This is a genomic window from Rhizobium sp. PEPV16, assembly GCF_008919455.1.
GTDB classification, from domain to species: Bacteria; Pseudomonadota; Alphaproteobacteria; order Rhizobiales; family Rhizobiaceae; genus Rhizobium; species Rhizobium leguminosarum_Q.
Genome location: NZ_VSZV01000293.1, coordinates 1 through 24,603, shown reverse-complemented (window position 1 = coordinate 24,603; position 24,603 = coordinate 1). Strand labels below are relative to the sequence as shown.

Genomic DNA, 24,603 nt, shown 5'->3' with positions numbered 1-24,603 from the left:
TTCATGAAGGATGAGGACGGCGAACCCGTCGAGCCCTTCCAGACCGTCTATGTCCACGCGCTGGTGCGCGACAAGAATGGGCAGAAGATGTCGAAATCGAAGGGCAACGTCATCGATCCCCTCGAACTGATCGACGAATACGGCGCCGACGCGCTGCGGTTTACCCTGGCGATCATGGCGGCGCAGGGCCGCGACGTGAAGCTCGATCCGGCCCGCATCGCCGGCTACCGCAATTTCGGCACCAAGCTCTGGAATGCCACGCGCTTCGCCGAAATGAACGGCGCAAGAAGCGACCCGCATTTCGTGCCCGAAGCCGCCGAGCTCACCATCAATCGCTGGATCCTGACGGAACTTGCCCGTACGGAACGTGACGTTACGGAAGCACTCGAAGCCTTCCGCTTCAACGATGCTGCCGGCGCGCTCTACCGCTTCGTCTGGAACGAGGTCTGCGACTGGTATCTTGAACTGTTGAAGCCGGTCTTCAATGGTGAGGACGAGGGCGCCAAGGCGGAAGCCCAGGCCTGCAGCGCCTATATTCTCGAAGAGATCTACAAGCTGCTGCATCCCTTCATGCCCTTCATGACCGAAGAGCTTTGGGCCCATACCGCAGGCGAAGGCAAAGAGCGCGACACATTGGTCTGCCACGCCGAATGGCCGGCGCCGTCTTATGCCGATGACGGGGCCGCCGACGAAATCAACTGGCTGATCGATCTCGTCTCCGGCATCCGCTCGGTGCGCGCCGAAATGAATGTGCCGCCATCGGCGACAGCCCCGCTTGTCGTCGTCAAGGCCAACAACCTGACGCGTGAACGGCTATTCCGCCACGACGCCGCCATCAAGCGCCTTGCGCGCGTCGAGGCGATATCGCTGGCTGACGATGCGCCCAAGGGTGCCGCTCAGATCGTCATCGCCGAGGCCACCATCTGCCTGCCGCTCGGCAATCTGATCGACCTTTCCGCCGAAAAGGCTCGTCTGGAAAAAGCGATTACCAAGATGGAGAGCGAGATCTCCCGCATCGACGGCAAGCTCTCAAACGAGAAGTTTGTCGCCAACGCCAATCCCGAAGTGGTCGAGGCCGAGCGTGATCGCCTCGAGGAACTGAAGGGGCAGATCGCGAGCCTGAGGCTTGCTCTTTCCAGGGTGAGCGAAGCCGGGTAAGTTTCACCGGCCCTATTTGGTAAGTTATTTCAAAGACGCGCCCTCTGCCGGCGCGTCTTTTGTCGTTCTGTGCGCATGCGATTCGCGCCTGAAAACGGCTGATTTCAGGCGCGCAGCCTGTGGATTGTGGCTGAACGGCCATCCAGCGGGCGAAAACTGCCACTGTTGTCGGATTGATACAGCTTCTGCAATGTTTGGAATGAAAACCCAAAAGACCAGCTGAAATTCGATAAGTCTGGAATAAAATTTTATTAACCAGATTTTTTGACGTGTCCGTCAATCTCTTTACGTAAGTTCGCCGCTGCAATGCCTGGGAGCGCTGCCGTGGGGCGCGTTGCCATATCGAGCGAACGCTTACTAAAGTGGCGTCACATCAATTGCTGGAGTGGGGGAGACACAATGGCATCGCGTAGGTTTTCCAAGGGCGTAACGTCGCTCGTTCTTCTTTCGTCGCTTGCATCGCCGTCCTTCGCCGGCGGTCTGGAGCGCGGCGGATATAATATCGATCAGCTGTTCGACACGTCGCCTTTCTCATTTCAGTCCGGTGTGACCTACGTCACACCGCAACGCAGGCTGAAGGACGTCCGAGATACGGATACGTCGGTATCCCCAGGCGGCGGCAATCTGAACAGCCGTCCAAACACAGCTGACGATACCTCAAATTACACCATCCCTTATATTGGCTTTAAGGCTGGTTTTGGCGATGCAATCGACTGCCTGGTCGACTATTCCGAGCCCTTCGGCGGGCATACCGACCCCGGTCTCAACTGGGCCGGCGCCAACAATAACATTGAGACAGAGATCAAAACCCGCAACTATGGCGGCACCTGCTCCTATCGTTTTGATGTCGGCCCCGGGCAGCTTCGCTTCATCGGCGGCGCTTTCTATCAGGAAGTCGAAGGCTTCAAGGAACGTCTGGTTTCAACCGTTCCGCTTCTGGTCGGTACCGGCAACGGCGTCGGCCGCCTCGATCTTGAAGATAGTGGCTGGGGCTGGCGCGCCGGTCTCGCCTACGAGATTCCGGAATATGCAATGCGAGCAAGCCTCGTCTATAACAGCCGTGTAAAATACGACAATCTGACTGGTACGGTGGATCTGACGCAGGTGACCGCGCCATTCGCACCGCTGAATGGCGCTCCATACGGAAGGATCACAGACGTCTTTGGCTCTGCCGAAGCGCCGGATTCGCTTGAGCTTAAGTTGCAAAGCGGTATCGCTCCGGACTGGCTCGCCTTCGGATCGATAAAGTGGACGAACTGGAGTGTTCTGCAGTCCGTGCCTTTCTGCCCGAAGTCGACGAAAGGCTTGGTCGCCTGCACCTCCGGCGGTGCGACGGAGCTGACCTCGCTCGACCTTCTTTACCAGGACGGTTGGACGATCACCGGTGGTGTCGGCCACAAGTTCAACGAACAGTGGGCAGGTGCAGTCAGCCTCACCTGGGATCGCGGCACCAGCCAGGGCTATGGCGCGCAGACCGATAGCTGGACGCTGGGGCTCGGTGCAGCCTTCACGCCGACCGAACATATCGAATGGCGCGTCGCCGGTGCCGTGGGCGTGTTGACGAGCGGTTCGTCCGGCGTGGTGACCCAGAACGGCGTCACGTTTGGAGATGATGTCTCCTATTCCTTTGGCAACGATCTGGTTGCTGCGCTGTCGACGAGCCTAAAGGTCAAGTTCTAATTCCCCGATCTGAAGAATTGAGGAGCCCGGCAGTGCCGGGCTCTTCTTTATTCGCGTCCGTTAATCATGCCATTTCCGGTCCCGTTTTGTGACGATTCAGCAACACATTTTTACGACGTTTGGCGTATGGTGATGGTATGGCGAATTTGTCCATTTCCCGCCACAAAGAGGGCGCAGCGATATTAGCGGGTGAGGAATGGCAGGCGTACGGTGCGTGTAAATAGTAGCATGGGTCGATTTTTTTCCGGTAACATGAAGTCGTGCGGCGCGATTGGCGACAATCGTTTGATTGCGGCCGTTTCGCTTTCCGAACAAGGCTGTTCCGGCCGCCGATCCGACCTCGCGATGAGGTCGTCGATTCATGCATTGTGGTTATTTTCGACCCGCTCAGCTGAGCAGCCCGGCCTTACCGAAAATGTCGATACCGCTTTCGTCACATTTACTGTTTATGAATGCGATAAAGGCGGGAAGGCGGATGCCGCACCTGCCGAAAGAGTGCCACAGAGATTGCAGTCGAGCCATGCCGGGAGCCGGGTGGTTCTGAAGGATGGGCTGAGAATATCGCCTTTGAGAAAAGGCCAGTGGGCTGAATGCGACGCGGGTAAAGGAGCCATGGAGCTCGCCGCGGGATCGCTCGCCTCGAAGAAATACATCCGCGGGATGCACGGCATGAGCGCCGTTGCCGCCTGCCTGGGATGAGCGAAAGAAATCGGTTGAAATGGTGACGTCCGAGTTCAAACTGTTCAAATTCATGCTGGTGGGCATGTCTATAGCGCTGGCGCTGTCCGGTCCGTGCCGCGCATTCGACATCAAAGGTGGCGTCAGCAAGGAATCCGGACCCTTCGATCTCTTCAAGTTCGGCTTCAAGGCCTATAAGAACGGCCAGAAGGAAGAGGCGGTCGAAGCCTATAAATACGCCGCCGAAAAGGGGCATACCGGCTCGCGCTGGGCGCTCGCCAACATGTATGCCGATGGCGACGGTGTCACGCAGGACGATTTCGAAGCCTTCAAGATCTACAGCGAGATTGCCCAGCAGGGCGTCGAACCCGGCTCGGAAGATACCGGCTTCTTCGTCAACGCGCTGCTCTCGCTCGCCAACTATTACAAGCACGGCATCGCCGGCAGTCCGGTCAGGACCGACCTCAGCCAGGCGCGCCAGCTTTATTTTCAGGTGGCTTCCACCTTTGGCGTGCCCGAGGCGCAGTTCCAGCTGGCGCAGATGATGCTGGCCGGCGAGGGTGGCAATTCCAGCCCGCAGCAGGCGAAGAAATGGCTGAACCAGGCCCGCAAGAGTGGCCATCCCGGCGCCATGGCGGTCTTCGGCAATATTCTTTTCGACGAAGGCCAGACGGCCCGTGGTCTGGCGCTGATGACGGCGGCACTCGACCGCTGCAAGCCCAAGGACTGCGGCTGGATGGAAGCACTGCAGGAGCAGGCCTTCTCGGTTGCAAACGAGTCCGACCGCCGCACTGCGGTGTCGCTGTCGCACACGATCGCGAGCGGTTCGGACGATTGAGGTAGAAGGCCTCAGGCCGCGAAATCGAAATAGGCGATGACGGGCACGTGGTCGGACGGCTTTTCCCAGGCCCGCACATGTTTTTCGATCGCAGCCGACGTCATCCGGTCGGCAGCTTCCGGCGACAGCAGCAGATGGTCGATGCGGATGCCGTTGTTCTTCGGCCAGGCGCCGGCCTGATAATCCCAGAAGGAATAGAACTGCGTCGCATCCGTCGTGGCGCGCACCGCATCCGTCAGCCCGAGATTTTCGAGCCGGCGGAAAGCCGCCCGCGTTTGCGGCAGAAACAGCGCGTCGTTTTCCCACACCTTGGGATCGAAGCAGTCGTGCGGTTCCGGGATGACGTTGTAATCGCCGGCAAGGATCAGCATCTCCTCATAGGCCAGCCGTTCGGCGGCGAACGTGCGCAGGCGCTCCATCCAGGCGAGCTTGTAGGGATATTTCTCCGTTTCGACAGGATTGCCGTTGGGCAGGTAGATGCAGCAGACGCGCAGGATGCGCGTGTCGGACAGAGTGAACGCCGCTTCGAGGAAACGCGCCTGTTCGTCCAGCGGATCGCCGGGCAGGCCGCGGTTCACTTCGAAAGGTGAACTCTTGGAGAGGATCGCCACGCCGTTGAAGCCCTTCTGGCCGTGCGTCTCGACGTGATAGCCGAGCGCCTCGATCTCCAGCCGCGGAAAACCCTCGTCGACCGTCTTGATCTCCTGCAGGCAGACGACATCCGGATCGGAATCCTTGAGCCATTGCGTGAGATTGTCGATGCGCGCCTTGACGCCGTTGATGTTCCAAGTCGCGATCTTCATCTCTTCGCCCTGTTCGCTTCGTGCGCTTCTTTTATCGCGGTCTTTCGTCGCCGGACAAGACGATAAACCGGCCGGAAGGAATTCTTCGGCCGGTTTGATGGGGAGTATGTGCGTTTAGACGTTCAGATCGAGAAACTGGTGCCGCAGCCGCAGCTTGCCACCGCGTTCGGGTTCTTGATCTGGAAGGATTGGCCAAGCAGATTGTCGACGAAGTCGATCTCCGAGCCCGCCATATAAACCAGCGAAAGGCTGTCGATCAGCACCTTGGCATCGTTCTTTTCGACGATGATGTCGTCGTCGGCGGCGCTGTCGGCAAGATCGAACTTGTAGGAAAAGCCCGAACAGCCGCCACCTTCGACGGAAACGCGCAAGGCGCTCTTGCCGGCTTCGGCGCCGACGATCGCAGCGATACGCTTTGCCGCCGCATCTGAAAGGGTTACACTCGTATCCGTCATGTTTCCTCCTGCCGGGGTCAAGATCCGGAGAGAATGGGTTTTGGCACTTGAATGTTCAAATGCCTGATATCAAAGAAACTTACCATGATATTCGCGAAAAGGCGATGATGCGCCGAAGCGATTAGGAAAGCGCCTCTTTGCCGTTCATCGGGCTATAGGTATGAAGAGCGTCAGGCGGCGTCAATGGGCAGATGCAGCAACATGCAAGATGACGGTGAAGAATGACGATCGATACGCGTGCTTTGGGTTTCGGCAGCAGTGAGAGGGCGGTTTATGCGGCCGACCCCTGGACGACGCGCGGGCGGCTCTATCAGGAGGACCGAAGCCCGACGCGCTCCGATTTCCAGCGCGACCGCGACCGCATCGTCCACACCACCGCCTTCCGCCGGCTGAAGCACAAGACCCAGGTCTTCATCGCCCAGGACGGCGATCATTACCGCACCCGGCTGACGCACACGATCGAGGTGGCGCAGATCGCCCGCGCGCTTGCCCGCGCCCTGAAGCTCGACGAGGATCTGGCCGAAGGCGTGGCGCTCGTGCACGATTTCGGCCATACGCCGTTCGGTCATACCGGCGAGGACGCGCTGCACGAGGTGCTGCTGCCCTATGGCGGCTTCGATCACAATGCCCAATCGCTGCGCATCGTGACCAAACTGGAGAGGCGTTATGCCGAATTCGACGGCATCAACCTGACCTGGGAAAGCCTCGAAGGTCTCGTCAAGCACAATGGTCCGCTTCTGACGGCTGATGGAATAGGCACCCGCGGTCCCGTTCCTCAGCCGATCCTCGATTATTGCGAGCTGCACGATCTCGAGCTTGCAACCTATGCCAGCCTTGAAGCCCAGGTCGCGGCGATCGCCGACGACATCGCCTATAATACCCACGATATCGACGATGGCCTGCGCTCCGGCTACCTGACTTTCGACATGCTGGAGGAAATCCCGTTTCTTGCCGGGCTGATGGCCGAGGTGAGGGCGCGATATCCGCATCTGGAGCCGAGCCGCTTCACCCATGAGATCATGCGCCGCCAGATTACCCGCATGGTCGAAGACGTGATTGGCGTGGCACAGCAGCGCCTGTCGCTCCTCCGCCCTGAGAATGCGGCCGACATCCGCGCTGCCGACCGGGTTATCGCCACCTTTTCCGAGGGGATGGCCGAGACCGACAGGCAGATCAAGGCCATGCTCTTCAAGCGCATCTACCGCAATCCCGATATCATGCGCATCCGTGCCGGTGCCGCCCAGATCGTCACCGATCTCTTTGCCGCCTACATGGCCAATCCCAAGGAGATGCAAAGCCATTACTGGGTCGATCATATCGCCGGCCTGTCCGATGCGCCGAAGGCCCGCCATGTCGGCGATTATCTCGCCGGCATGACCGACACCTATGCCATCAGCGCCCACAGGCGGTTGTTTGACCACACTCCGGATTTGCGATAGGCAGCGGTCGCCCACGCCGAGGGCCGATTTGAGCTTTTGGCACAGCCTATGCATGGAAGAGTGCGATGAACCTTTTTACCGACTTCGAAGCCAGGATCAAAACCACCCTTGAACAGATCGATCTGGTCAGGGAAAAGCGATCCGAGCTCGATTTCGGCCGCATCACCGTCGAGCCGCCGCGTGACGCGAGCCATGGCGATGTCGCGACCAATGCCGCAATGGTGCTGGCAAAACCGCTCGGAACCAATCCGCGCGCGCTGGCCGACGTCATCATCGCCAAGCTCAAGGAGGATGCCGACGTCGCCGATGTCTCGGTCGCGGGTCCCGGCTTCATCAACATCCGTCTCGCCGTCGGTTACTGGCAGCGGTTGCTCGCCTCGATGATCGGCGCCGGCACCGATTACGGCCGCTCGACGCTCGGCGAGGGCAAGAAGGTCAATGTCGAATATGTCTCGGCCAATCCGACCGGCCCTATGCATGTCGGCCATTGCAGGGGCGCCGTCGTCGGCGACGCGCTCGCCAACCTGCTCGCTTTTGCCGGTTACGGCGTCGAGAAGGAATATTACATCAACGATGCCGGCTCGCAGATTGACGTGCTCGCCCGTTCCGTCTTCCTGCGCTATCGTGAAGCGCTCGGCGAAAAGATCGGCGAAATCCCCTCGGGTCTCTATCCCGGCGACTATCTCGTGCCCGTCGGCCAGTCGCTTGCCGCCGATTACGGCGTGCGGCTGCACAACATGCCGGAAGACCAATGGATGCCGATCGTCAAGGATCGCACCATCGATGCGATGATGGTGATGATCCGTGAGGATCTGGCGGCTCTGAACGTCCATCACGACGTCTTCTTCTCCGAACGCACCCTGCATGCCAATGTTGCAGCTGCGATCCGCACGGCGATCAACGACCTGACCTTCAAGGGCTATGTCTACAAGGGCACGCTGCCGCCGCCGAAGGGCCAGCTTCCCGAGGACTGGGAAGATCGCGAGCAGACATTGTTCCGTTCGACCGAGGTGGGCGACGATATCGACCGGCCGCTGATCAAGTCGGACGGTTCCTACACCTATTTCGCCGCCGACGTTGCTTACTTCAAGAACAAGTTCGACCGCGGTTTCGACGAGATGATCTATGTGCTCGGCGCCGACCACGGCGGCTACGTCAAGCGCCTGGAAGCGGTTGCACGCGGTGTTTCGGATGGTAAGGCGAAGCTGACGGTGCTGCTCTGCCAGCTCGTCAAGCTCTATCGCAACGGCGAGCCGGTGAAGATGTCGAAACGCTCGGGCGATTTCGTCACGCTTCGGGACGTTGTCGAAGAAGTCGGCCGTGATTCGGTCCGGTTTATGATGCTTTATCGCAAGAATTCCGAGCCGCTCGAATTCGATTTCGCCAAAGTGACCGAGCAGTCGAAAGATAATCCTGTTTTTTACGTGCAGTATGCGCATGCTCGCTGCATGTCGGTCTTCCGGCAGGCGAGGGAGGCTTTTCCCGACCTCGATGTCTCCCACGAGAAACTGGCGAAAACCGTTGCAGGCATTGGCGATCCGGCCGAATTGCAGCTTGTCGCCAAGCTCGCTGAATTCCCGCGTATCGTCGAGGCGGCGGCCCAGTCGCAGGAGCCGCATCGTATCGCTTTTTACCTCTACGACCTCGCCAGTTCCTTCCACGCGCACTGGAACAAAGGTAAAGATCAGCCGGAATTACGATTTGTTAATGATAAAAACCGAGAATCAAGTATTGCCAGACTTGGGCTGGTGTACGCCGTCGCGTCGGTTTTGAGGTCGGGACTTGCCATTACAGGCACTGCCGCACCGGACGAAATGCGATAACGTCACCATTTCCCCACAATGCGCTGGCATTTGAGCGTTGGCGTTTGCGAGTGGGAATAGGCATGGCTGATAAACAACTTGCGTATGATACGCGCGGAAAAAACGATCTGTTTGCCGACGATGATCCGTTGGCAGAACTGGCCCGTATCGTCGGCTTCGAGCCGCGTGTTGCGGCGAATACCGTGACGGAGACCGCACGCCGCGAGCCCGCCCTCGATCTCGAGGATGAGCTTGGGCGCGAGTTCGACCGCTACGACTCGCCACGTCCGCTTGCCGAACTCGACCGGCCCGCCGAGCCGATCTCTGATGACATCACGCCTGAAGATTACGTCGAGCCCGTTCTCGATGCTTCTTCCGCTGCCGAACATGCGCAGGCTCCTGAGCCGGTTTCGGTTTCCGTCGCCGCTGTTGAGGCTGAAGAAGCTTTGCCCGCCGCAGGAAATGGGGACGCATCTGTCGCCGACTGGGCGGAGCAGCTTTCTCCCGAGCCCGACGCGTCGGTGCAATCGGCCTTCGGCGGTGCGCGCGACCTGATCGAGGAGCTTGAACTGTCGATCGGCGCAGCACCGGTCTCTTCGCTGGTGCAGCCCACCAAGGCGCCGCAATGGTCGGCTGCCAGCATCAGGCTGCCGCTTGCCAATTTCCATGCCCCGAGGCGCGAGGAACCGGTTGTTTTGCCGGAGCCCGTGGCCGAAACGGTCGCCGCACCGGTTGCTGAAGCGCCATCCGCCGATCTTCCTGTGGTCGAGGCTCAACCTGTCGTCGAGCCGCCGGCGCTTGTCGCCGCTGTCGAGCCTTCCGAGGAATTCGAATCCGCTTCTCCGTCACTTGGCTTTCCCGCCGAACTCGACCGCCATGATGAGGTGATCGCGCCGGAAGAGACCGCCGAGGCCGAAGAATTCGTCGAAGTCGAGGAAGAGCTGGAGGATTTCGGGTCCGACGCCGGTTTCGATCTCATCGCTGCCGCCGTCGAAGGCGAGATCCAGGCCGATGCCGCGCTGACCGAGGTCGTGCCGGATGTTCCGCATACCGCCGGCACATTCGATCTCGACGATCTGCTCGCCGACGTCTCGCGTTATCCGGTGCCGCAACGTGCCAATCCGGCGCCCGTCTCGCAGCAACCCGCATCGATCGAGGCAGCGGCCGTTCCGGCCGCTCCCGTCGCTGCCGCACCTGTTCAGTCCGAGGTGATCGCGCCCGCACCGCTCGCCGTAGCACCCGTCCGGTCTGCCCCGATCGAGCCGGCTCCGGTCTATGCAGAAGCCGCAAGGCCGGTCGCGCCGCAGCTTGCCGATGTCGTTACGCCTCAGTCTGCCGCAGCGGCGTATTCGCCGACGCCGCAGCCGGCACCGGAAGCCGACGACCCCTTCGCCGGCCATGATTTCGAGCTGGATCTTGCCGGCATCGAGCTGGAACTGACCGATCTCGATTTCTCCGAGCCGTCCGAGCCGGCACCGCAGCCAGAGCCGCCAGCCCCTGCTCCCCAGCAGGCCGCTGCCGTCGCTCCTCGCCCCGCTCCGGTTTTTGCTCCTGAGCCGCCGGCTCCTGCTTTTGAGCAGGCTGCTGCCGCTCCTGCACGGTCCGCTCCGGCCTTCGTTCCCGAGCCGCAGGCTCAAGCTCCGGCTCCGGCTTTCAACTGGACGCCTGTCTCCGAATCGACCGAAGACCTGCCATTCGATCCGGCGATGATCTCCGATCCGGAGGATCGTCCCGAGGCCGTCGACGACATGCACGTGCCGGCGCTGCCGCCGGTCGAGCAGCCCGCGCCGGTCGCGAAATCTGCGGATTTCGATTTCGATCTCGACGCCGAGATCGCCAGCTTCTTTGAACCGGCCAAACCGCGGCAAACGCCGACGCCGGTCCGGGATACGGCCGCCGCCGCTGCAAAGCCGGTCAAGCCCACCATCGCCGATGGCCTCGATGATTTCGAACGGGCGCTGGAGGAAGATTTCCGCCGCAGCGTGCGCGAGCCGGTCGAGCGCCGCGAGACCTCCGAGGTCCGCATTGAATCGGCAAGCCAGGCCGCCGATTTCAGCCGCGCCCGATCGATGCGCCAGTTGCTTGCCGGGGCCGTCGTGCTCGTGGTCTTTGCCGGCGTCGGTTATGGTGTCTATTCCTCCGTCTGGAACGGCGAGGGGCTCGGCATTGTCGCGTCCGGCGAGCCTCGCGTGATCACCGCCGACAAAGAACCGGTCAAGGTCGTTCCGGAAAATCCTGGCGGCAAGACCGTGCCGAACCAGGATAAGGCCGTCTACGACCGCGTTGCGGGTTCTGCCGAAGAGCCGAAGCAGAAGGCGCTCGTTTCTTCCGATGAGGCGCCCGTCGATGTGGTCCAGCGCACGCTGACACCGGAAGCGCTGCCCGAGGACGACGAGAACGCCAGCGTCGACGATCAGGTCACGCCGACTGCGGTCGGTGAGACGGAGGATCCGCGTCTGCTGCCAACCCAGGACAACGCCGACAACGCTTCGGCAACCAACACTGACAAAACGCCGTCCGTTTCGCCGCGCAAGGTCCGCACGATGATCGTCAAGCCTGACGGTACGTTGGTCGCCCGCGAGGAACCGGCGCCCGTCGACGAGCCGACACAGTCTGCCCAGGCGACACAGTCTGCCCAGGTGACGCCCGCTGCCCAGCCGATGCCGCCGGCTCAGCCGGCGTTGACGGCTCCGTCGACCTCGTCCGCGCAATCGACCCCGGCTGTACCTCCCGTCGGTGGAACGGCCGCAAGCTTCCCGGCAAGCGCCGAGGTTGCTTCCGCCGATGCGCGTTCTGCAGCCCCCGTCGAAACCGCGCCGGTACAGCCGCCGCTCGCCGGCAGTGCCGACGCGCAGGCCGCAAACCCGGCTCCGGTCGCGTTGCCGGTGCGCCCGGTCAAGACCTCGGGGATTGCCGATACCGCTCCCATTCCGACAGCGCGTCCGGCCGACCAGCCCGTCAACGTCGTCGGCACCGTGACCGAGAAGGGCAATGTCCGCCCGACCGCACAGCAGCCGAAGACGACCGAGGTCGCGGCCGCAGCACCAGTCGCTGCAAAGCCGCAACAGGCCGCATCCGCCGGCGGCTACGGCATCCAGATCGCCTCGCTGCCTTCGGAAGACGAGGCGACCAAATCCTATGCCAACCTGTCCAAGAAATTCGCCGGCGTGCTTGGCGGCCGCAGCCACGAGATCCGCAGGGCCGATATCGCCGGCAAGGGCACTTTCTACCGTGTCCGCATACCGGCCGGTTCCAAGGATGAGGCCGCAGCACTCTGCGAACAGTATCGCGCGGCGGGCGGAAGCTGCCTGATCTCCAGGTAGGATCGCGTCTTTGAATATCGGAGCGGCGGGCCGGATCGGCTCGCCGCTCTTTTTTGTGCATCGAGCCCGACCTTGCTCGCATTTGGCCGGGCGCCGTCTATGATTCTTGCATGACCGAATCAAAAGCGATGATCCTTGGCTGCAGCGGCCTTGCCCTCACATCCGAAGAGAAAGCCTTTTACCGGGGCGAGCGACCCTGGGGCTTCATCCTCTTCGGGCGCAACATCTCCGAAGCACGGCAGATCGCCGATCTCGTCGCCGAACTGCGCGACAGCGTCGGTTGGCATGCGCCGGTGCTGATCGACCAGGAGGGCGGCCGCGTCCAGCGCATCCGCCCACCCATTCTCACGCGTTATCCTTCCGGCCAGGCGCTCGGCGATCTCTATCGCCGTGATCGCGCACTCGGCCTGCGCGCCGCCTGGCTGATGTCGCGGCTGCACGCCTTCGATCTTTCGAGCCTCGGCATCGATGTCGATTGCCTGCCGGTGCTCGATGTGCCGGTCGAGGGCAGCAGCAACGTCATCGGCGACCGCGCCTATGGCAGCGATCCGGAGACCGTCATTGCGATGGGCCGGGCGGCTGCCGAGGGGCTGAAGGCTGGTGGCCTGTTGCCCGTGATGAAGCATATGCCCGGCCACGGTCGCGGCTTTGCCGATTCACATCTGGAACTGCCCGTCGTCACCGTCCCGCGCGATGAGCTGGAGCTCCATGACTTCCCGCCCTTTGTCGCGATGAAGGACGAGTTGATGGCCATGACCTGCCACGTCGTTTTCGCCGCCATCGACCCGGACAATCCGGCGACGACCTCGCGCAAGGTGATCGACGGCATCATCCGCGATCACATCGGTTTTAACGGTCTGCTGCTCTCCGACGACAGCTCGATGAACGCTCTTTCCGGCACGATCGGTGAACGTGCGGCGAATATCATTGCAGGCGGATGCGATATCGTGCTGCATTGCAATGGCAATATGGACGAGATGCGGGAGGTTGTGGCAAATGTTCCACCGCTCGCCGGCATATCGCTTGCCCGCGCAAAAGCGGCGGAAGCGGGCTTCGCGGCGCCGGATACCGCCGATGAAGCGGAATTGAGGGCGGAATTCGAGGCAATGTTAGCAACGGTCTGATCGTAAGGGAGCAGCTAGGTGAACACGGTCAAGGGCACGGAACGTCCGCAGGCGGCAACGCCGATGGACAAGCTGTGGCAGGATAACGGTGCCGAGCGCGCCAGCCACGAGCCGGCGCTGGTGATCGACGTCGCCGGCTTCGAAGGCCCGCTCGACCTGTTGCTCTATCTCGCCCGCAACCAGAAGGTCGACCTGTCGCGCATTTCGGTGCTGGCGCTCGCCGAGCAATATCTGCTGTTCATCGAAAGCGCCCGGCGTATCCGCATCGAGCTTGCCGCCGATTACCTCGTCATGGCAGCCTGGCTTGCCTATCTTAAGTCGAAACTGCTCATTCCCCAGCAGGCCAAGGATGACGGCCCTTCCGGCGAGGAGCTGGCGGCAACGCTCGCCTTCCGCCTGAAACGCCTCGAAGCCATGCGCCAGGCGGCAGACGGCCTCGTCAACCGCAATCGCCTCGGCCGCGATATCTTCGTGCGCGGCGCGCCCGAGCATATTCCCGATCGCCAGCAATCCGCTTATGCGGCGAGCCTTTATGATCTCCTGACCGCCTATGCGGCGCTGCGCCAGCGCCATGCCGTCACCCAGGTGACGATCGAGCGGCGCACCGTCTGGTCGCTGACCGATGCCCGCGAACTGCTGACCAAGATGATCGGCGAAGTCGCCGACTGGACGGCGATGGAACATTATCTGCTGCGGTATCTCGCAGCGCCCGAAGAGCGCGTCACGGCAATCGCCAGCGCCTTTGCCGCCTCGCTGGAGCTGGTGCGCGAGGGCAAGCTCGAAATCCGCCAGGACGGCGCCTTTCAGCCGATATACATGCGCCGCGGTCCGAAACATGCCACGCTGCAGGTGGTCGAACAGGAGCGGCCGGCTTGATCGATCTGAAGGGCGAAGAGGATTTCGAAGGCGATTTCGAAGACAGGGGCCGCGATCTGCAGGCCGAGATCGAGGCCGAGCGCATTGCCGAGGCGCTGGTCTTCGCCTCCTCGCAACCGGTCTCCGAAGGCTTCCTCACCGAGCGCCTGCCTGAGAAGACCGACGTGCACGCGATCATGCTGCGCCTGAAGGAGCAATATGCGCCGCGCGGCGTCAATCTCGTGCAGGTCGAAGGCGCCTGGGCCTTCCGCACCGCCGCCGACCTGTCCTTCGTCATCCGCCGTGATGACAATGAGGTGAAGAAGCTTTCGCGCGCCGCACTGGAAGTGCTGGCGATCATCGCCTACCACCAGCCGGTGACGCGTGCCGAAATCGAGGATATCCGCGGCGTCCAGACCTCGCGCGGCACGCTTGACGTGCTGATGGAAGCTGGCTGGGTGCGGTTCCGTGGCCGCCGGCGCACACCGGGCAGGCCGGTGACATTGGGCACGACGCGCGATTTCCTCGATCAATTCGGGCTCGAAGAGCTGCGTGACCTGCCCGGTCTCGAAGAGTTGAAGGGAGCGGGCTTGCTGTCGGGCCGCATTCCGGCGAACTTCAACATTCCCTCGCCGTTGATGAACGACGAACTGACCGAGGACGAAGACCCGATCACCCAGATGGACCTCGAGGAATTGGGGTTGCTGGCACCGCGCGGCACCCCTGAAGATTGAGGGGCCTGCGTCTTGCTTTTGCCATGCATGGCGAAAACAATGGTGGCCACCACTTTTCGATGGGTCAACGGCTTGTCACAAAGGGCGATACCGTGACATTAAGCTCAATCCAAAGGGCTTGATGTTGGAAACGGTGTCGGAAATCCTTACATCGTGAGAACATAGAAACAGGGAGTTAGCGTAATGGGTGGTTTTAGCATGTGGCACTGGTTGATCGTTCTGGTCATCGTGCTGTTGTTGTTCGGTCGCGGTAAGATCCCGGAACTGATGGGCGACGTTGCCAAGGGCATCAAGAGCTTCAAGAAGGGCATGACGGACGAAGACGCGCCGGACACGGCAAAGACCGTCGATCACAAGGCCGACGAAACGAAGTAACCAAGTCCGGGAAAAAGCGCAGCCCCCGCGCTTCCCGTCCAGGAGCCTTGCATGTTCGATATTGGCTGGACCGAGCTTTTGGTCATCGCGGTCGTACTGATCGTGGTCGTCGGTCCCAAGGATTTGCCGCCGATGCTGCGCGCTTTCGGCAAGATGACGCAGCGCGCCCGCAAGGTTGCGGGTGATTTCCGTGCGCAGTTCGATGAAGCGTTGCGCGAAGCCGAGCTTGACGATGTCCGCCAGACGATCAGCGACGCCCAGAAGCTCAACCCGGTCAACAGTCTGCGCGAGGCGATGAATCCGCTTCGGCAGATGGGCAACGAGATCAAGGCCGACCTGCAGAAGGCGACCACGGTCACGGAAAACAAGACCGAGGTGCTGCCCGATGCCGTCGCAGCCCCGACGCCTTCGATGAGCTTGCCGGAAACGCCGCCATTGGTAGCGACACCTGCGCCGTCGGAACCCGTCGCCGCAGCGATTGTGCAAGCTGATACGGTTGTCGCGAAGCCGAAGGCCGTGCGCAAGCCGCGCGTCAGGCCTGCCGACCAGGTCGATGCTGCGGCCGCCGTTGCCGTGCCTGTGGAAAAGCCGAAACGCATGACGGCAGTCAGGAAGCCTGCAACGCCGAAGAAGCCTGCACAGACAAAGAAGGACGAGGAATGAGCGGTGATATCGAAGACAAGCCGCAGCCGTTGATCGAGCACCTGATGGAGCTGCGCACGCGGCTGATGTGGTCGATCGGCGCATTTTTCGTCGCCTTCATCGCATGCTTCTTTTTCGCCAAGGATCTCTTCAATTATCTGGTCATCCCATACAAGACAGCGGTCCAGTGGGCTAATCTCGACGTCGAGAAGGCCCAGCTCATCTACACCGCGCCGCAGGAATTCTTCTTCACCCAGGTCAAGGTGGCGATGTTCGGCGGCCTTGTGGTCGCTTTCCCGATCATCGCCGCCCAGGTCTACAAGTTCGTGGCGCCCGGCCTCTACAAGAACGAGCGTCAGGCTTTCCTGCCGTTCCTAGTCGCCTCTCCGGTTCTGTTCCTGATGGGCGGTGCGCTCGTCTATTTCTTCTTCACGCCGATGGTCATGTGGTTCTTCCTGTCGATGCAGCAGGCGCCGGGTCATGACGAGATAGCGATCTCGCTGATGCCGAAGGTCTCGGAATATCTGAGCCTGATCATGACGCTGGTCTTCTCCTTCGGCCTCGTCTTCCAGCTGCCTGTCATCACCACGCTGCTCGCCCGTGTCGGTCTTCTGACGTCGCAATGGCTCGCCGAAAAGCGCAAGTTTGCCATCGTCCTCGCCTTCGTCGTCGCCGCCGTGCTGACGCCGCCGGACCCGATGTCCCAGATCGGCCTTGCGATACCGACGATCCTTCTCTACGAGATTTCCATCTATGCGGCGCGACTCGTGGAGCGCCAGCGTGCCCGGCAGGCGGTCGAAAAGGAAACCGGATCCGCAGACGTTGCCAAGACGGACAGCGTCTGAGCGGCGATCCCGGAAATCCCTCCATGAACGCCGTCGACTGCGTAATCCTTAAATCGGAATCGGTTTAAGGAATTAGGCAGCAATTCAAAGTGTTGCGGTGTCCTTTGCGCGTCTGAAAAGACCGGGCGGCGCTGTAACATCCGGTCGAGGCCAGATCAGGCTTTGGCCGGGCCACCTCTGTTGCAACGACCTGGAACGACGATGCTCGATATCAAATGGATCCGTGAGAATCCCAAAGCGCTCGATGCCGCCCTAGCCAAGCGCGGCGCGGAGCCTCTTGCCCAAAGTCTCGTTGCCCTCGATGAAAAGCGCCGCTCAGCCGTGCAGAAGGCGCAGGACCTGCTGTCCCGCCGCAACCTCGCCTCCAAGGAGATTGGCGCGGCGATGGCCCAGAAGAACGGCGAGCTGGCCGAGAAACTGAAGGCCGAGGTCTCTGAACTCAAGACCCTGCTGCCGGCGATCGAGGAAGAGGACCGGCAACTGACGGCCGAACTCAGCGACGCGCTCTCGCGCATCCCCAACATCCCCTTCGACGACGTCCCGGTCGGCAAGGACGAGCATGACAATGTCGTCACCCGCACCGTCGGCGAAAAGCCGCGCTGGAACCACGCACCGAAGGAGCACTTCGAAATCGGCGAAGCGCTCGGCTATATGGATTTCGAGCGCGCCGCCAAGCTCTCCGGCTCGCGCTTCACGGTTCTGACCGGGCCGCTCGCCCGGCTCGAGCGCGCGCTCGGCCAGTTCATGATCGATCTCCACACCAGCGAGCACGGCTATACCGAAGTCAGCTCGCCGCTGATGGTGCGCGACGAGGCCGTTTATGGCACCGCCCAGCTGCCGAAATTTGCCGAGGATCTCTTCAGGACGACTGATGGACGCTGGCTGATTCCGACGGCCGAAGTGACCCTGACCAATCTGGTGCGCGAGGAAATCCTCGATCAGGAAAAGCTGCCGCTCCGCTTCACCGCGCTGACGCCATCCTTCCGTTCGGAAGCAGGCTCCGCCGGCCGCGATACGCGCGGCATGCTGCGCCAGCATCAGTTCTGGAAATGTGAGCTCGTCTCGATCACCGATGCCGAGAGCGCCGTTGCCGAGCATGAACGCATGACCGCCTGCGCCGAGGAAGTGCTGAAGCGCCTCGGCCTGCATTTCCGCACCATGACGCTTTGCACCGGCGACATGGGCTTCGGCGCGCGCAAGACCTACGATCTCGAAGTCTGGCTGCCGGGACAGAATGCCTTCCGTGAAATCTCTTCCTGCTCGGTCTGCGGCGATTTTCAGGGCCGGCGGATGAATGCGCGCTACCGCGGCAAGGACGACAAGAGCAACAGGTTCGTCCACACGCTGAACGGTTCCGGCACGGCCGTCGGCCGCTGCCTGATCGCCGTCCTTGAAAATTATCTGAACGAGGATGGTTCCGTCACGATTCCGGACGTTTTGCTGCCTTATATGGGCGGATTGACCAAAATCGAACGGGCGGCCTGAGGCGATGCGCATCCTGCTTACGAATGACGACGGCATTCACGCCGAAGGTCTTGCCGCGCTGGAGCGGATCGCGCGCACGCTGTCCGACGATGTCTGGATCGTGGCGCCCGAGACCGACCAGAGCGGCTTGGCCCATTCGCTGAGCCTCTCCGAACCTTTGCGGCTGCGCAAGATTTCTGACAAGCATTTCGCCCTGCGCGGCACGCCGACCGATTGCGTCATCATGGGCATCAGGCAGGTGATGGACATCAAGCCGGATCTCGTCCTGTCAGGCGTCAATTCGGGCTCGAACGTTGCCGACGACGTGACCTATTCCGGCACGATCGCCGGCGCCATCGAGGGAACGATGCAGGGCGTGCGCTCCTTCGCGCTGAGCCAGGCCTATCTTTATGAGGACGGTGCACGCATCGTGCCCTGGGAGGTCTGCGAGACGCACGCGCCGGCTCTTCTGGAAAAGCTGATGGTCCTGGACCTGCCGGAGGGCACGTTCCTCAATCTCAATTTCCCGAACTGCCGTCCCGACGAGGTCGACGGCGCCGAGGTGACCATGCAGGGCAAGCTCGCCTTCAATCTGCAGGTCGATGCCCGCTCCGACGGCCGGGGATTTCCTTACTACTGGCTGAAGTTTGGCGAACGCGCCGGCGCCTTCGTCGAAGGCACCGATATTCACGCCCTGAAGCATAATAAGATTTCGGTAACGCCTTTGAAACTGGATCTGACCGATTATTCCGTGACGGACCGCGTGGCGCGGGCCTTGGGATACGGAGCACAAGTTTGACGGCAAGACTGGCGGAGAAGGAGGGCTTTGCGGCGCTCGTCCTCAGATTGCGTGCCGAAGGCATCTCGGACCTTGATCTGCTGACGGCGGTCGAGCAGACGCAGCGTTCGTTGTTCGTGCCGCCGCAATTCGCCGACGACGCCTATTCGAGCCGGACGATCCCGATCGAATGCGGTTCGTTCCTCGAGGGCATCGATTTTGCCGTCCGCATCCTGCATCACCTGAAGCTCAAGCCCGGCCAGCGCGTCCTGGAGATCGGCACTGGAAGCGGCTTTACCGCCGCCGTGATGGGGCGCCTGGCAGAGCGTGTTCTGTCCATCGACCGCTACAAGACGCTGACTTCAGCCGCGCAGCGGCGCATGGAATCGCTTGGTTTGCGCAGCGTCGTCATCCGCCAGGCCGACGGCAGCGCCGGCATGCAGGGTGAGGGCACCTTCGACCGCATCCTGGTGACGGCCGCCTTCAACGCGATGCCGCGCTTTTATACCGACCAGCTCGTTTCCGGTGGCTCGATGATCGCGCCGCTGATGATTTCCGAGAACGAGTGTCGAATGGTGCGGCTGACGAAAACCGGCAGCCGCTTCGAACGCGAGGAGTTATTCGAGGCGCCTTATCTGCCGATCGTTCCGCGCCTTGCCTCGCTGCTTTAGGCACTGCGATTTTTCACCTGTAAGCTATGGTTATCAACTTCTCAAAAAAATCGCACTGATTCCAGCATCTTAACCGCGTGGTAATACTAACGCGTTTTAATAGACTCACAAATGGTTGCGTTCTCAGTGGGTCGAGTCATGCGTTTCAGTCTTTCGCCAAAGTTCGGGAAGTCGGCCGGTAATCTTCTGGTTGTTAGCCTGCTGGCAAGTGCCGCAACGGGCTGCAGTTCCGATGTGACACGGTTTGGCGGCTTGTTTTCCTCCTCCGGGCAGGACCAGATCACCACAAGTTCCATTCCGCGTAGGAATATGAACGGTTCTCAGGGCGATCCGGTGCCGCGCGCCGATCTTAGCAGTTCGGCCGTTGCCGGCCAGTCAGGCTATGGCGGCGGCAATGACGCACTGAACCAGCCTTATCCGGCAAGCCCGGGTTACGATCCCACCCGCACGTCGAGCTCGAGCGCACGTCTCGCTTCCGCGCCGGTCTCGGTGCAGCGTTCAGAGCTGGCCGCGCCGACGGCCGCGGCACCCTCCCGGCAGCGGGAAAAGGAAGTCGCGCTCGCGCAGCCTTTCCCGGCTGCGCCGCAGGCTGAGAAGCCTCGACTGGTAGCGCCGGCCGCGCCGAAGGTCACGCCCGATACGCTGACCACAGGCACGACGCCCAAGATTTCCGGCTGGTCCGCGACCAACGCTCCATCGGTGACGCTGCGTCCGGGTGAAAGCATTGCCACGCTCTCGAGGCGCTTTGGCGTACCCGAAAAAGAAATTCTGCGCGTCAACAACCTAAAGACGGCATCTGCCGCCCAGCCTGGCCAGGCGGTCCTCATCCCGACCCTCAACGGCGGCAATGCCGCCAAGGCGGCGTCGCAGGCGGCTGATCTTTCCAAGCCCGGCAAAATGCCGGCGCCGAAGGCACCTGAGCAGAACGTCGCCGTCATTCCAGGCGCCAATTCCGCCCGCGACAAGACGCTGGCGAGCGGCGATGTCACCGGCAAACTTCCCACCGGCGCCGGCAAGGATCCGAAGGCGCCTGCCGGGACCTATGTCGTCAAGCAAGGCGATTCCCTGGCAAAGATTGCCAAGGCAACCGGTAGCAATGTCGACGACCTCAAGGCCGCCAACAATCTTTCGGCCAGCTCGCTCCGCATCGGTCAGGCTCTGAAGATCCCGAACGGCACCGCCGATAATATCAACACCGCCTCGATCCCGGCTGAGAAGGTCGATGCGAAGCCGGCCCAGCCGGCGGCTGCCCAGCAGACGGCTTCCGCGCAGCCCGCGCCCTACAAGGCGCCGGCCGCCACCCAGACGGTCGACGATGCCGAGAAGAAGTCTGATGTCAGTTCCGCGGCACCGGAATCGACCGGCATCGGCAAATATCGCTGGCCGGTGCGCGGCCAGGTCATTGCCTCATACGGCGCCAACGTCAACGGCAACCGCAATGACGGCATCGACATCTCGGTCCCGCAGGGCACGCCGATCAAGGCCGCCGAAAACGGCGTCGTCATCTATGCCGGCAACGGCCTGAAGGAACTGGGCAACACGGTTCTCGTCCGCCACGACGACGGTACCGTCACCGTCTACGGCAACGCCGATACGCTGAGCGTCACCCGCGGCCAGAAGATCCAGCGCGGCCAGACCGTCGCCGTCTCCGGCATGAGCGGCGACGTCAAGCAGCCGCAGGTCCATTTCGAGGTGCGCAAGGATGCGTCCCCGGTCAACCCGATGACTTTCCTGGAATAGGTACAGCGTACCAGGAAACGCAAAAGCCCGGCCGCCAGCCGGGCTTTTGTCATTTGATGGATGCGGCCCAAAAGTGGGCAGCGGTTTTCGGAGAACGACGTGCATAAACGCGTCGCATGAATTCCGATTGGCGCGACGCGCTTCAGCCCCGGTCGATGTGAACCCGCATGCGTCCGGCCAGGTCCTGAATATACTGCCACGCGACGCGGCCGGAGCGTGCGCCGCGCGTCGTTGCCCATTCCAGCGCTTCGGCATGCATCTTGTCGCGTTCGAGCCCGAGCTCGAAGTGATCGGCATAGCCGTCGATCATGCCGAGATAATCCTCCTGGCTGCATTTGTGGAAGCCGAGCCAGAGGCCGAAGCGGTCGGAAAGCGAAACCTTCTCCTCGACCGCCTCCGACGGATTGATCGCCGTCGACTGCTCGTTTTCCATCATGTGGCGCGGCAGGAGATGGCGCCGGTTGGAGGTGGCGTAGAAGAGCACATTGTCCGGCCGCCCTTCGATGCCGCCGTCGAGTGCTGCCTTCAGTGACTTGTAGGCGGTGTCGTCGTGATCGAAGGAGAGATCGTCGCAGAAGACGATCACGCGGTACGGCGTGTCCTTCAAGAGGTCGAGCAGATTGGGAAGGCTGGCGATATCCTCACGATGGACTTCGACCAGTTTCAGTGAGGCGCTGCTTTCGCGCCGGACATCCTCGTGCACGGCCTTGACCAGAGAGGATTTGCCCATACCGCGCGCGCCCCAGAGCAGCACATTGTTGGCGGCATACCCCTCGGCGAAACGCACCGTATTCTCGTGCAGGATGTCACGCACGTGATCGACGCCGCGGATAAGCGTCAACGCCACCCGGTTCGGCCTTTTGACCGGCTGCAGGTGCTGGCGCAGTGGCGCCCAGACGAAACAGTCGGCCGCATCCCAGTCGTTGAGGGCGGGTGCCGGTCCGGCAAGACGCTCGACGGCGTCTGCGAGCCGCTTCAGCTCGGCAAGCAGGGCTGTGTTGATTTCCTCGGTCATCGGTGGCCTCCTGATTTCTCACTGCGGCAATCCGCTTTGATCTTTCGATGACGCTAATGCATGTCGCCCGGAAGTGTGGGGCGGTTCCGAGATAACGACATGCTTGAAAATAAAGGAGCTAAAGCGCGTCGCATTGATCAAGTTCGATGCGACGCGCTTTAGCATGGCGTTTTGACGGCGGAAAGGTTATGAGGCAGCGGAATCGGTACTGTTTCCGGCTGTTTCTGTTGCATTCATCGAAGCCGTAACTATAGTCCGGCAACCTGAAAAGAGAGGCGGAGTTCCGCCGCCCAAGCCTGAGGAGTTTAGCATGTTCATCACCCCGGCATTCGCCCAGAGCGCGACCGATACCGCAACGGGATTCGGCGGCTCCGGTTTCGAAATGATCATCCTGTTCGTGCCGCTGATGGTCGTCTGGTACTTCCTGCTGATCCGTCCGCAGCGCGCGCAGGCAAAAAAGCGTGAGGAGACCCTGAAGGCGATCCGTCGCGGCGACCAGGTCGTCACCGGTGGCGGCCTCGTCGGCAAGGTCACCAAGGTGATCGACGAAAAGGAAGTCGAAGTCGAGATCGCTGACGGCGTGCGCGTGCGCATCGTCCGCAGCGGCATCTCCGAAATTCGCGTCAAGGGTGAACCGGTCAAGGCCGACGCGGCGTAACAAGCGATAACCGCAGGACCGCCGGATCGGAAGATCGTCGAGAGAATGTTGCATTTTTCCCGCTGGAAAACACTTCTGATTTGGCTGGCCGCGTTTGCGGCCATCGTCATCGCTGCGCCCAATCTGCTGACTGAGGCGCAGCGATCTTCCCTGCCGGACTGGTTGCGGCACGATCGCGTCGTGCTTGGTCTCGACCTGCGGGGCGGCTCGCATATCGTTCTGAAGGTCGAGCGTTCCGATATCGTCAGGGACCGCCTGGAAGAGGTGGTCGCCAATGTGCGCAACGCGCTACGCGGCGCCGGCATCCGCTATACCGGGCTCACCGGCAATGACCAGACCGTCACCGTCCGCATCACCGATGCGGCCCAGACACAGGCGGCGGTCGATCTTTTGAAGCCTTTGACGACGGCTGGCGGGCATGCAGGACCTGAGGTCGCGCTGCAGCAGGGCGACCAGGGGCAGCTCTCACTGCAGATTTCCGACGCCGGCATTACTGCTGACGTCGCTTCCGTCCGGACCCGCTCGCTCGATATCGTTGGACGTCGTATCGCCGGATTGGGCAATGATAATTTCCTCGTTCGCCCCGATGGCGCCGACCGCATCGTCGTGCAGGTGCTGGGATCAATCGATGCGGAGCGGCTGAAGAACATCCTGAACCAGCCGGCCAAGCTTTCCTTTCATTTGATCGACGAAAGCATGTCGGGGCAGGAGGCGCTGAACGGCCGCTGGCCGGCAACATCGCAGGTGCTCTATTCGCTTGACGATCCGCCGGTGCCGTACCTCGTCGACCGCACGGCTTTCATCACCGGCAGCAACATGGTCGATATCGAGCCTGTCGTAAATCCACAGGCGCAGGATACCTCGATCGCCTATCGTCTCGATGCCGAAGGCACGCAGCGGCTGGCCCAAGTGACCGGGCAGAACATCGGCAAGCACCTTGCCATAGTCTTCGACGACCAGGTGATGTCGTCACCGGTCATCGATGCGGCGATCACCGGCGGCGAGGGCCGGATTTCGGCAAACTTCTCCGAGGATGGCGTCCGCGACCTTGCGATCATGCTGCGCGCCGGCGCCTTGCCGGCGACGCTGACCAGCGTTGAGGAACGCAGCGTCAGCCCGAGATTCGGCGCCGATTCCATCTTCAACGGCCTCGTTGCCGGCCTCGTCGCCGTCGTATTGGTCGCGGCATTGATGATCGCGCTCTATCGCATCCTCGGCCTCATCGCCGTCGCATCGCTCTTCCTCAACCTGATCCTCATCGTCGCGGTGCTCAGCCTTGCCGGCGCGACGCTCACCCTGCCGGGGATTGCCGGTATCGTGCTGATCGTCGGCATGGCGGTCGACTCGAACGTTCTGATTTATGAGCGAATCCGGGAAGAGGAAAAAACCACCCATGCCTTTGCGGAGGCGGTCGGTCGCGGTTTCTCGCGCGCATTCGCAACGATCGTCGATGCCAATGTGACGATCTTCATCGCCGCCATCATCCTCTTCTTCCTCGGCAGCGAATCCATCCGCGGTTTCGCGTT

The 24,603-nt window shown here is 61.6% G+C and carries 22 protein-coding genes; 19 read left to right on the top strand and 3 right to left on the bottom strand.

Annotation, left to right across the window (positions count from 1 at the left end):
- From FY112_RS37760 to exoR, 4 genes are all read left to right on the top strand, one after another.
- Positions 1-1,158, top strand: a 1,158-nt coding sequence (locus tag FY112_RS37760; RefSeq protein WP_246700674.1) for a class I tRNA ligase family protein, incomplete at its 5' end; no start/stop codon positions are given.
- 399 nt (positions 1,159-1,557) lie between these two features.
- On the top strand, positions 1,558-2,838 hold the full coding sequence (locus FY112_RS14455; RefSeq protein ID WP_131708997.1) for an OmpP1/FadL family transporter: 1,281 nt from the start codon (positions 1,558-1,560) through the stop codon (positions 2,836-2,838).
- A gap of 228 nt (positions 2,839-3,066) precedes the next feature.
- The gene (locus FY112_RS14450) at positions 3,067-3,537 is read left to right on the top strand and encodes a hypothetical protein (protein WP_027666046.1); all 471 of its coding nucleotides are present in this window, start codon (positions 3,067-3,069) and stop codon (positions 3,535-3,537) included.
- Positions 3,538-3,556: 19 nt separating this feature from the next.
- Positions 3,557-4,354: an exopolysaccharide production regulator ExoR gene (gene exoR, locus FY112_RS14445; protein WP_026158651.1), complete on the top strand. Its 798-nt coding sequence runs from the start codon at positions 3,557-3,559 to the stop codon at positions 4,352-4,354.
- 11 nt (positions 4,355-4,365) lie between these two features.
- Here the strand turns inward: exoR and xth are convergent, their stop codons facing one another.
- Together xth and erpA are read right to left on the bottom strand one after the other, a co-directional pair.
- A complete protein-coding gene (gene xth / locus FY112_RS14440) occupies positions 4,366-5,157 on the bottom strand; it encodes an exodeoxyribonuclease III (protein ID WP_151518640.1) in 792 nt (263 codons plus the stop codon).
- A 122-nt stretch (positions 5,158-5,279) separates the two neighbouring features.
- Positions 5,280-5,612, bottom strand: a complete 333-nt coding sequence (gene erpA, locus FY112_RS14435; protein WP_017960192.1) for an iron-sulfur cluster insertion protein ErpA — start codon at positions 5,610-5,612, stop codon at positions 5,280-5,282.
- A 221-nt stretch (positions 5,613-5,833) separates the two neighbouring features.
- On the opposite strand from erpA, the gene FY112_RS14430 reads away from it, so the two are divergent.
- The 13 genes from FY112_RS14430 (at position 5,834) to FY112_RS14370 (ending at position 21,404) form a co-directional block, all read left to right on the top strand.
- Positions 5,834-7,051: a deoxyguanosinetriphosphate triphosphohydrolase gene (locus FY112_RS14430; protein WP_151518639.1), complete on the top strand. Its 1,218-nt coding sequence runs from the start codon at positions 5,834-5,836 to the stop codon at positions 7,049-7,051.
- A gap of 65 nt (positions 7,052-7,116) precedes the next feature.
- On the top strand, positions 7,117-8,874 hold the full coding sequence (gene argS, locus FY112_RS14425) for an arginine--tRNA ligase (RefSeq protein WP_151518638.1): 1,758 nt from the start codon (positions 7,117-7,119) through the stop codon (positions 8,872-8,874).
- A gap of 62 nt (positions 8,875-8,936) precedes the next feature.
- Positions 8,937-12,176: an SPOR domain-containing protein gene (locus FY112_RS14420; RefSeq protein ID WP_246700673.1), complete on the top strand. Its 3,240-nt coding sequence runs from the start codon at positions 8,937-8,939 to the stop codon at positions 12,174-12,176.
- A gap of 110 nt (positions 12,177-12,286) precedes the next feature.
- Positions 12,287-13,300 (top strand): beta-N-acetylhexosaminidase, encoded by a 1,014-nt coding sequence (gene nagZ, locus FY112_RS14415; protein WP_151518636.1) that lies wholly within the window; start codon positions 12,287-12,289, stop codon positions 13,298-13,300.
- A gap of 18 nt (positions 13,301-13,318) precedes the next feature.
- Positions 13,319-14,176 carry a ScpA family protein gene (locus FY112_RS14410; protein WP_017960197.1) on the top strand — a complete coding sequence of 286 codons (858 nt, stop codon included), beginning with the start codon at positions 13,319-13,321 and terminating at the stop codon, positions 14,174-14,176.
- Positions 14,173-14,889, top strand: coding sequence for an SMC-Scp complex subunit ScpB (scpB, locus tag FY112_RS14405; RefSeq protein WP_151518635.1), 717 nt, complete (start codon positions 14,173-14,175; stop codon positions 14,887-14,889). The genes FY112_RS14410 and scpB overlap by 4 nt, the downstream gene beginning before the upstream one ends.
- Before the next feature lie 183 nt (positions 14,890-15,072).
- Positions 15,073-15,264 carry a twin-arginine translocase TatA/TatE family subunit gene (locus FY112_RS14400; RefSeq protein ID WP_017960199.1) on the top strand — a complete coding sequence of 64 codons (192 nt, stop codon included), beginning with the start codon at positions 15,073-15,075 and terminating at the stop codon, positions 15,262-15,264.
- A 51-nt stretch (positions 15,265-15,315) separates the two neighbouring features.
- A complete protein-coding gene (tatB, locus tag FY112_RS14395; protein ID WP_131622478.1) occupies positions 15,316-15,927 on the top strand; it encodes a Sec-independent protein translocase protein TatB in 612 nt (203 codons plus the stop codon).
- Positions 15,924-16,751: a twin-arginine translocase subunit TatC gene (gene tatC, locus FY112_RS14390; protein ID WP_017960201.1), complete on the top strand. Its 828-nt coding sequence runs from the start codon at positions 15,924-15,926 to the stop codon at positions 16,749-16,751. The genes tatB and tatC overlap by 4 nt, the downstream gene beginning before the upstream one ends.
- Positions 16,752-16,952: 201 nt before the next feature.
- Complete coding sequence (gene serS / locus FY112_RS14385) at positions 16,953-18,236, top strand: serine--tRNA ligase (RefSeq protein WP_151518634.1); 1,284 nt, start codon at positions 16,953-16,955, stop codon at positions 18,234-18,236.
- 4 nt (positions 18,237-18,240) lie between these two features.
- Entirely contained in the window at positions 18,241-19,014 is a 774-nt protein-coding gene (gene surE, locus FY112_RS14380) for a 5'/3'-nucleotidase SurE (protein WP_017991200.1), read from the top strand.
- On the top strand, positions 19,011-19,664 hold the full coding sequence (locus tag FY112_RS14375; protein ID WP_011651660.1) for a protein-L-isoaspartate(D-aspartate) O-methyltransferase: 654 nt from the start codon (positions 19,011-19,013) through the stop codon (positions 19,662-19,664). The genes surE and FY112_RS14375 overlap by 4 nt, the downstream gene beginning before the upstream one ends.
- Before the next feature lie 138 nt (positions 19,665-19,802).
- Positions 19,803-21,404, top strand: a complete 1,602-nt coding sequence (locus FY112_RS14370) for a M23 family metallopeptidase (RefSeq protein WP_151518633.1) — start codon at positions 19,803-19,805, stop codon at positions 21,402-21,404.
- 142 nt (positions 21,405-21,546) lie between these two features.
- On the opposite strand, the gene FY112_RS14365 is transcribed toward FY112_RS14370, so the two are convergent.
- Positions 21,547-22,419 (bottom strand): ATP-binding protein, encoded by an 873-nt coding sequence (locus FY112_RS14365; RefSeq protein WP_017960205.1) that lies wholly within the window; start codon positions 22,417-22,419, stop codon positions 21,547-21,549.
- A gap of 310 nt (positions 22,420-22,729) precedes the next feature.
- Here FY112_RS14365 and yajC point away from each other — a divergent pair, with 310 nt between their 5' ends.
- Both yajC and secD read left to right on the top strand, forming a co-directional pair.
- Positions 22,730-23,077, top strand: a complete 348-nt coding sequence (yajC, locus tag FY112_RS14360) for a preprotein translocase subunit YajC (RefSeq protein WP_003539006.1) — start codon at positions 22,730-22,732, stop codon at positions 23,075-23,077.
- Between the two features lie 45 nt (positions 23,078-23,122).
- On the top strand, positions 23,123-24,603 hold a 1,481-nt coding region (gene secD / locus FY112_RS14355; RefSeq protein ID WP_151518632.1), incomplete at its 3' end, for a protein translocase subunit SecD.

Excerpts from the sequence above, each read along its gene's own strand:
- FY112_RS14455 (WP_131708997.1), top strand. The coding sequence starts at position 1,558 with ATGGCATCGCGTAGGTTTTCCAAGGGCGTAACGTCGCTCGTTCTTCTT.
- FY112_RS14450 (WP_027666046.1), top strand. The coding sequence starts at position 3,067 with ATGGGTCGATTTTTTTCCGGTAACATGAAGTCGTGCGGCGCGATTGGC.
- exoR (WP_026158651.1), top strand. The coding sequence starts at position 3,557 with ATGGTGACGTCCGAGTTCAAACTGTTCAAATTCATGCTGGTGGGCATG.
- xth (WP_151518640.1), bottom strand. The coding sequence starts at position 5,157 with ATGAAGATCGCGACTTGGAACATCAACGGCGTCAAGGCGCGCATCGAC.
- erpA (WP_017960192.1), bottom strand. The coding sequence starts at position 5,612 with ATGACGGATACGAGTGTAACCCTTTCAGATGCGGCGGCAAAGCGTATC.
- FY112_RS14430 (WP_151518639.1), top strand. The coding sequence starts at position 5,834 with ATGACGATCGATACGCGTGCTTTGGGTTTCGGCAGCAGTGAGAGGGCG.
- argS (WP_151518638.1), top strand. The coding sequence starts at position 7,117 with ATGAACCTTTTTACCGACTTCGAAGCCAGGATCAAAACCACCCTTGAA.
- FY112_RS14420 (WP_246700673.1), top strand. The coding sequence starts at position 8,937 with ATGGCTGATAAACAACTTGCGTATGATACGCGCGGAAAAAACGATCTG.
- nagZ (WP_151518636.1), top strand. The coding sequence starts at position 12,287 with ATGACCGAATCAAAAGCGATGATCCTTGGCTGCAGCGGCCTTGCCCTC.
- FY112_RS14400 (WP_017960199.1), top strand. The coding sequence starts at position 15,073 with ATGGGTGGTTTTAGCATGTGGCACTGGTTGATCGTTCTGGTCATCGTG.
- tatB (WP_131622478.1), top strand. The coding sequence starts at position 15,316 with ATGTTCGATATTGGCTGGACCGAGCTTTTGGTCATCGCGGTCGTACTG.
- tatC (WP_017960201.1), top strand. The coding sequence starts at position 15,924 with ATGAGCGGTGATATCGAAGACAAGCCGCAGCCGTTGATCGAGCACCTG.
- serS (WP_151518634.1), top strand. The coding sequence starts at position 16,953 with ATGCTCGATATCAAATGGATCCGTGAGAATCCCAAAGCGCTCGATGCC.
- surE (WP_017991200.1), top strand. The coding sequence starts at position 18,241 with ATGCGCATCCTGCTTACGAATGACGACGGCATTCACGCCGAAGGTCTT.
- FY112_RS14370 (WP_151518633.1), top strand. The coding sequence starts at position 19,803 with ATGCGTTTCAGTCTTTCGCCAAAGTTCGGGAAGTCGGCCGGTAATCTT.
- FY112_RS14365 (WP_017960205.1), bottom strand. The coding sequence starts at position 22,419 with ATGACCGAGGAAATCAACACAGCCCTGCTTGCCGAGCTGAAGCGGCTC.
- yajC (WP_003539006.1), top strand. The coding sequence starts at position 22,730 with ATGTTCATCACCCCGGCATTCGCCCAGAGCGCGACCGATACCGCAACG.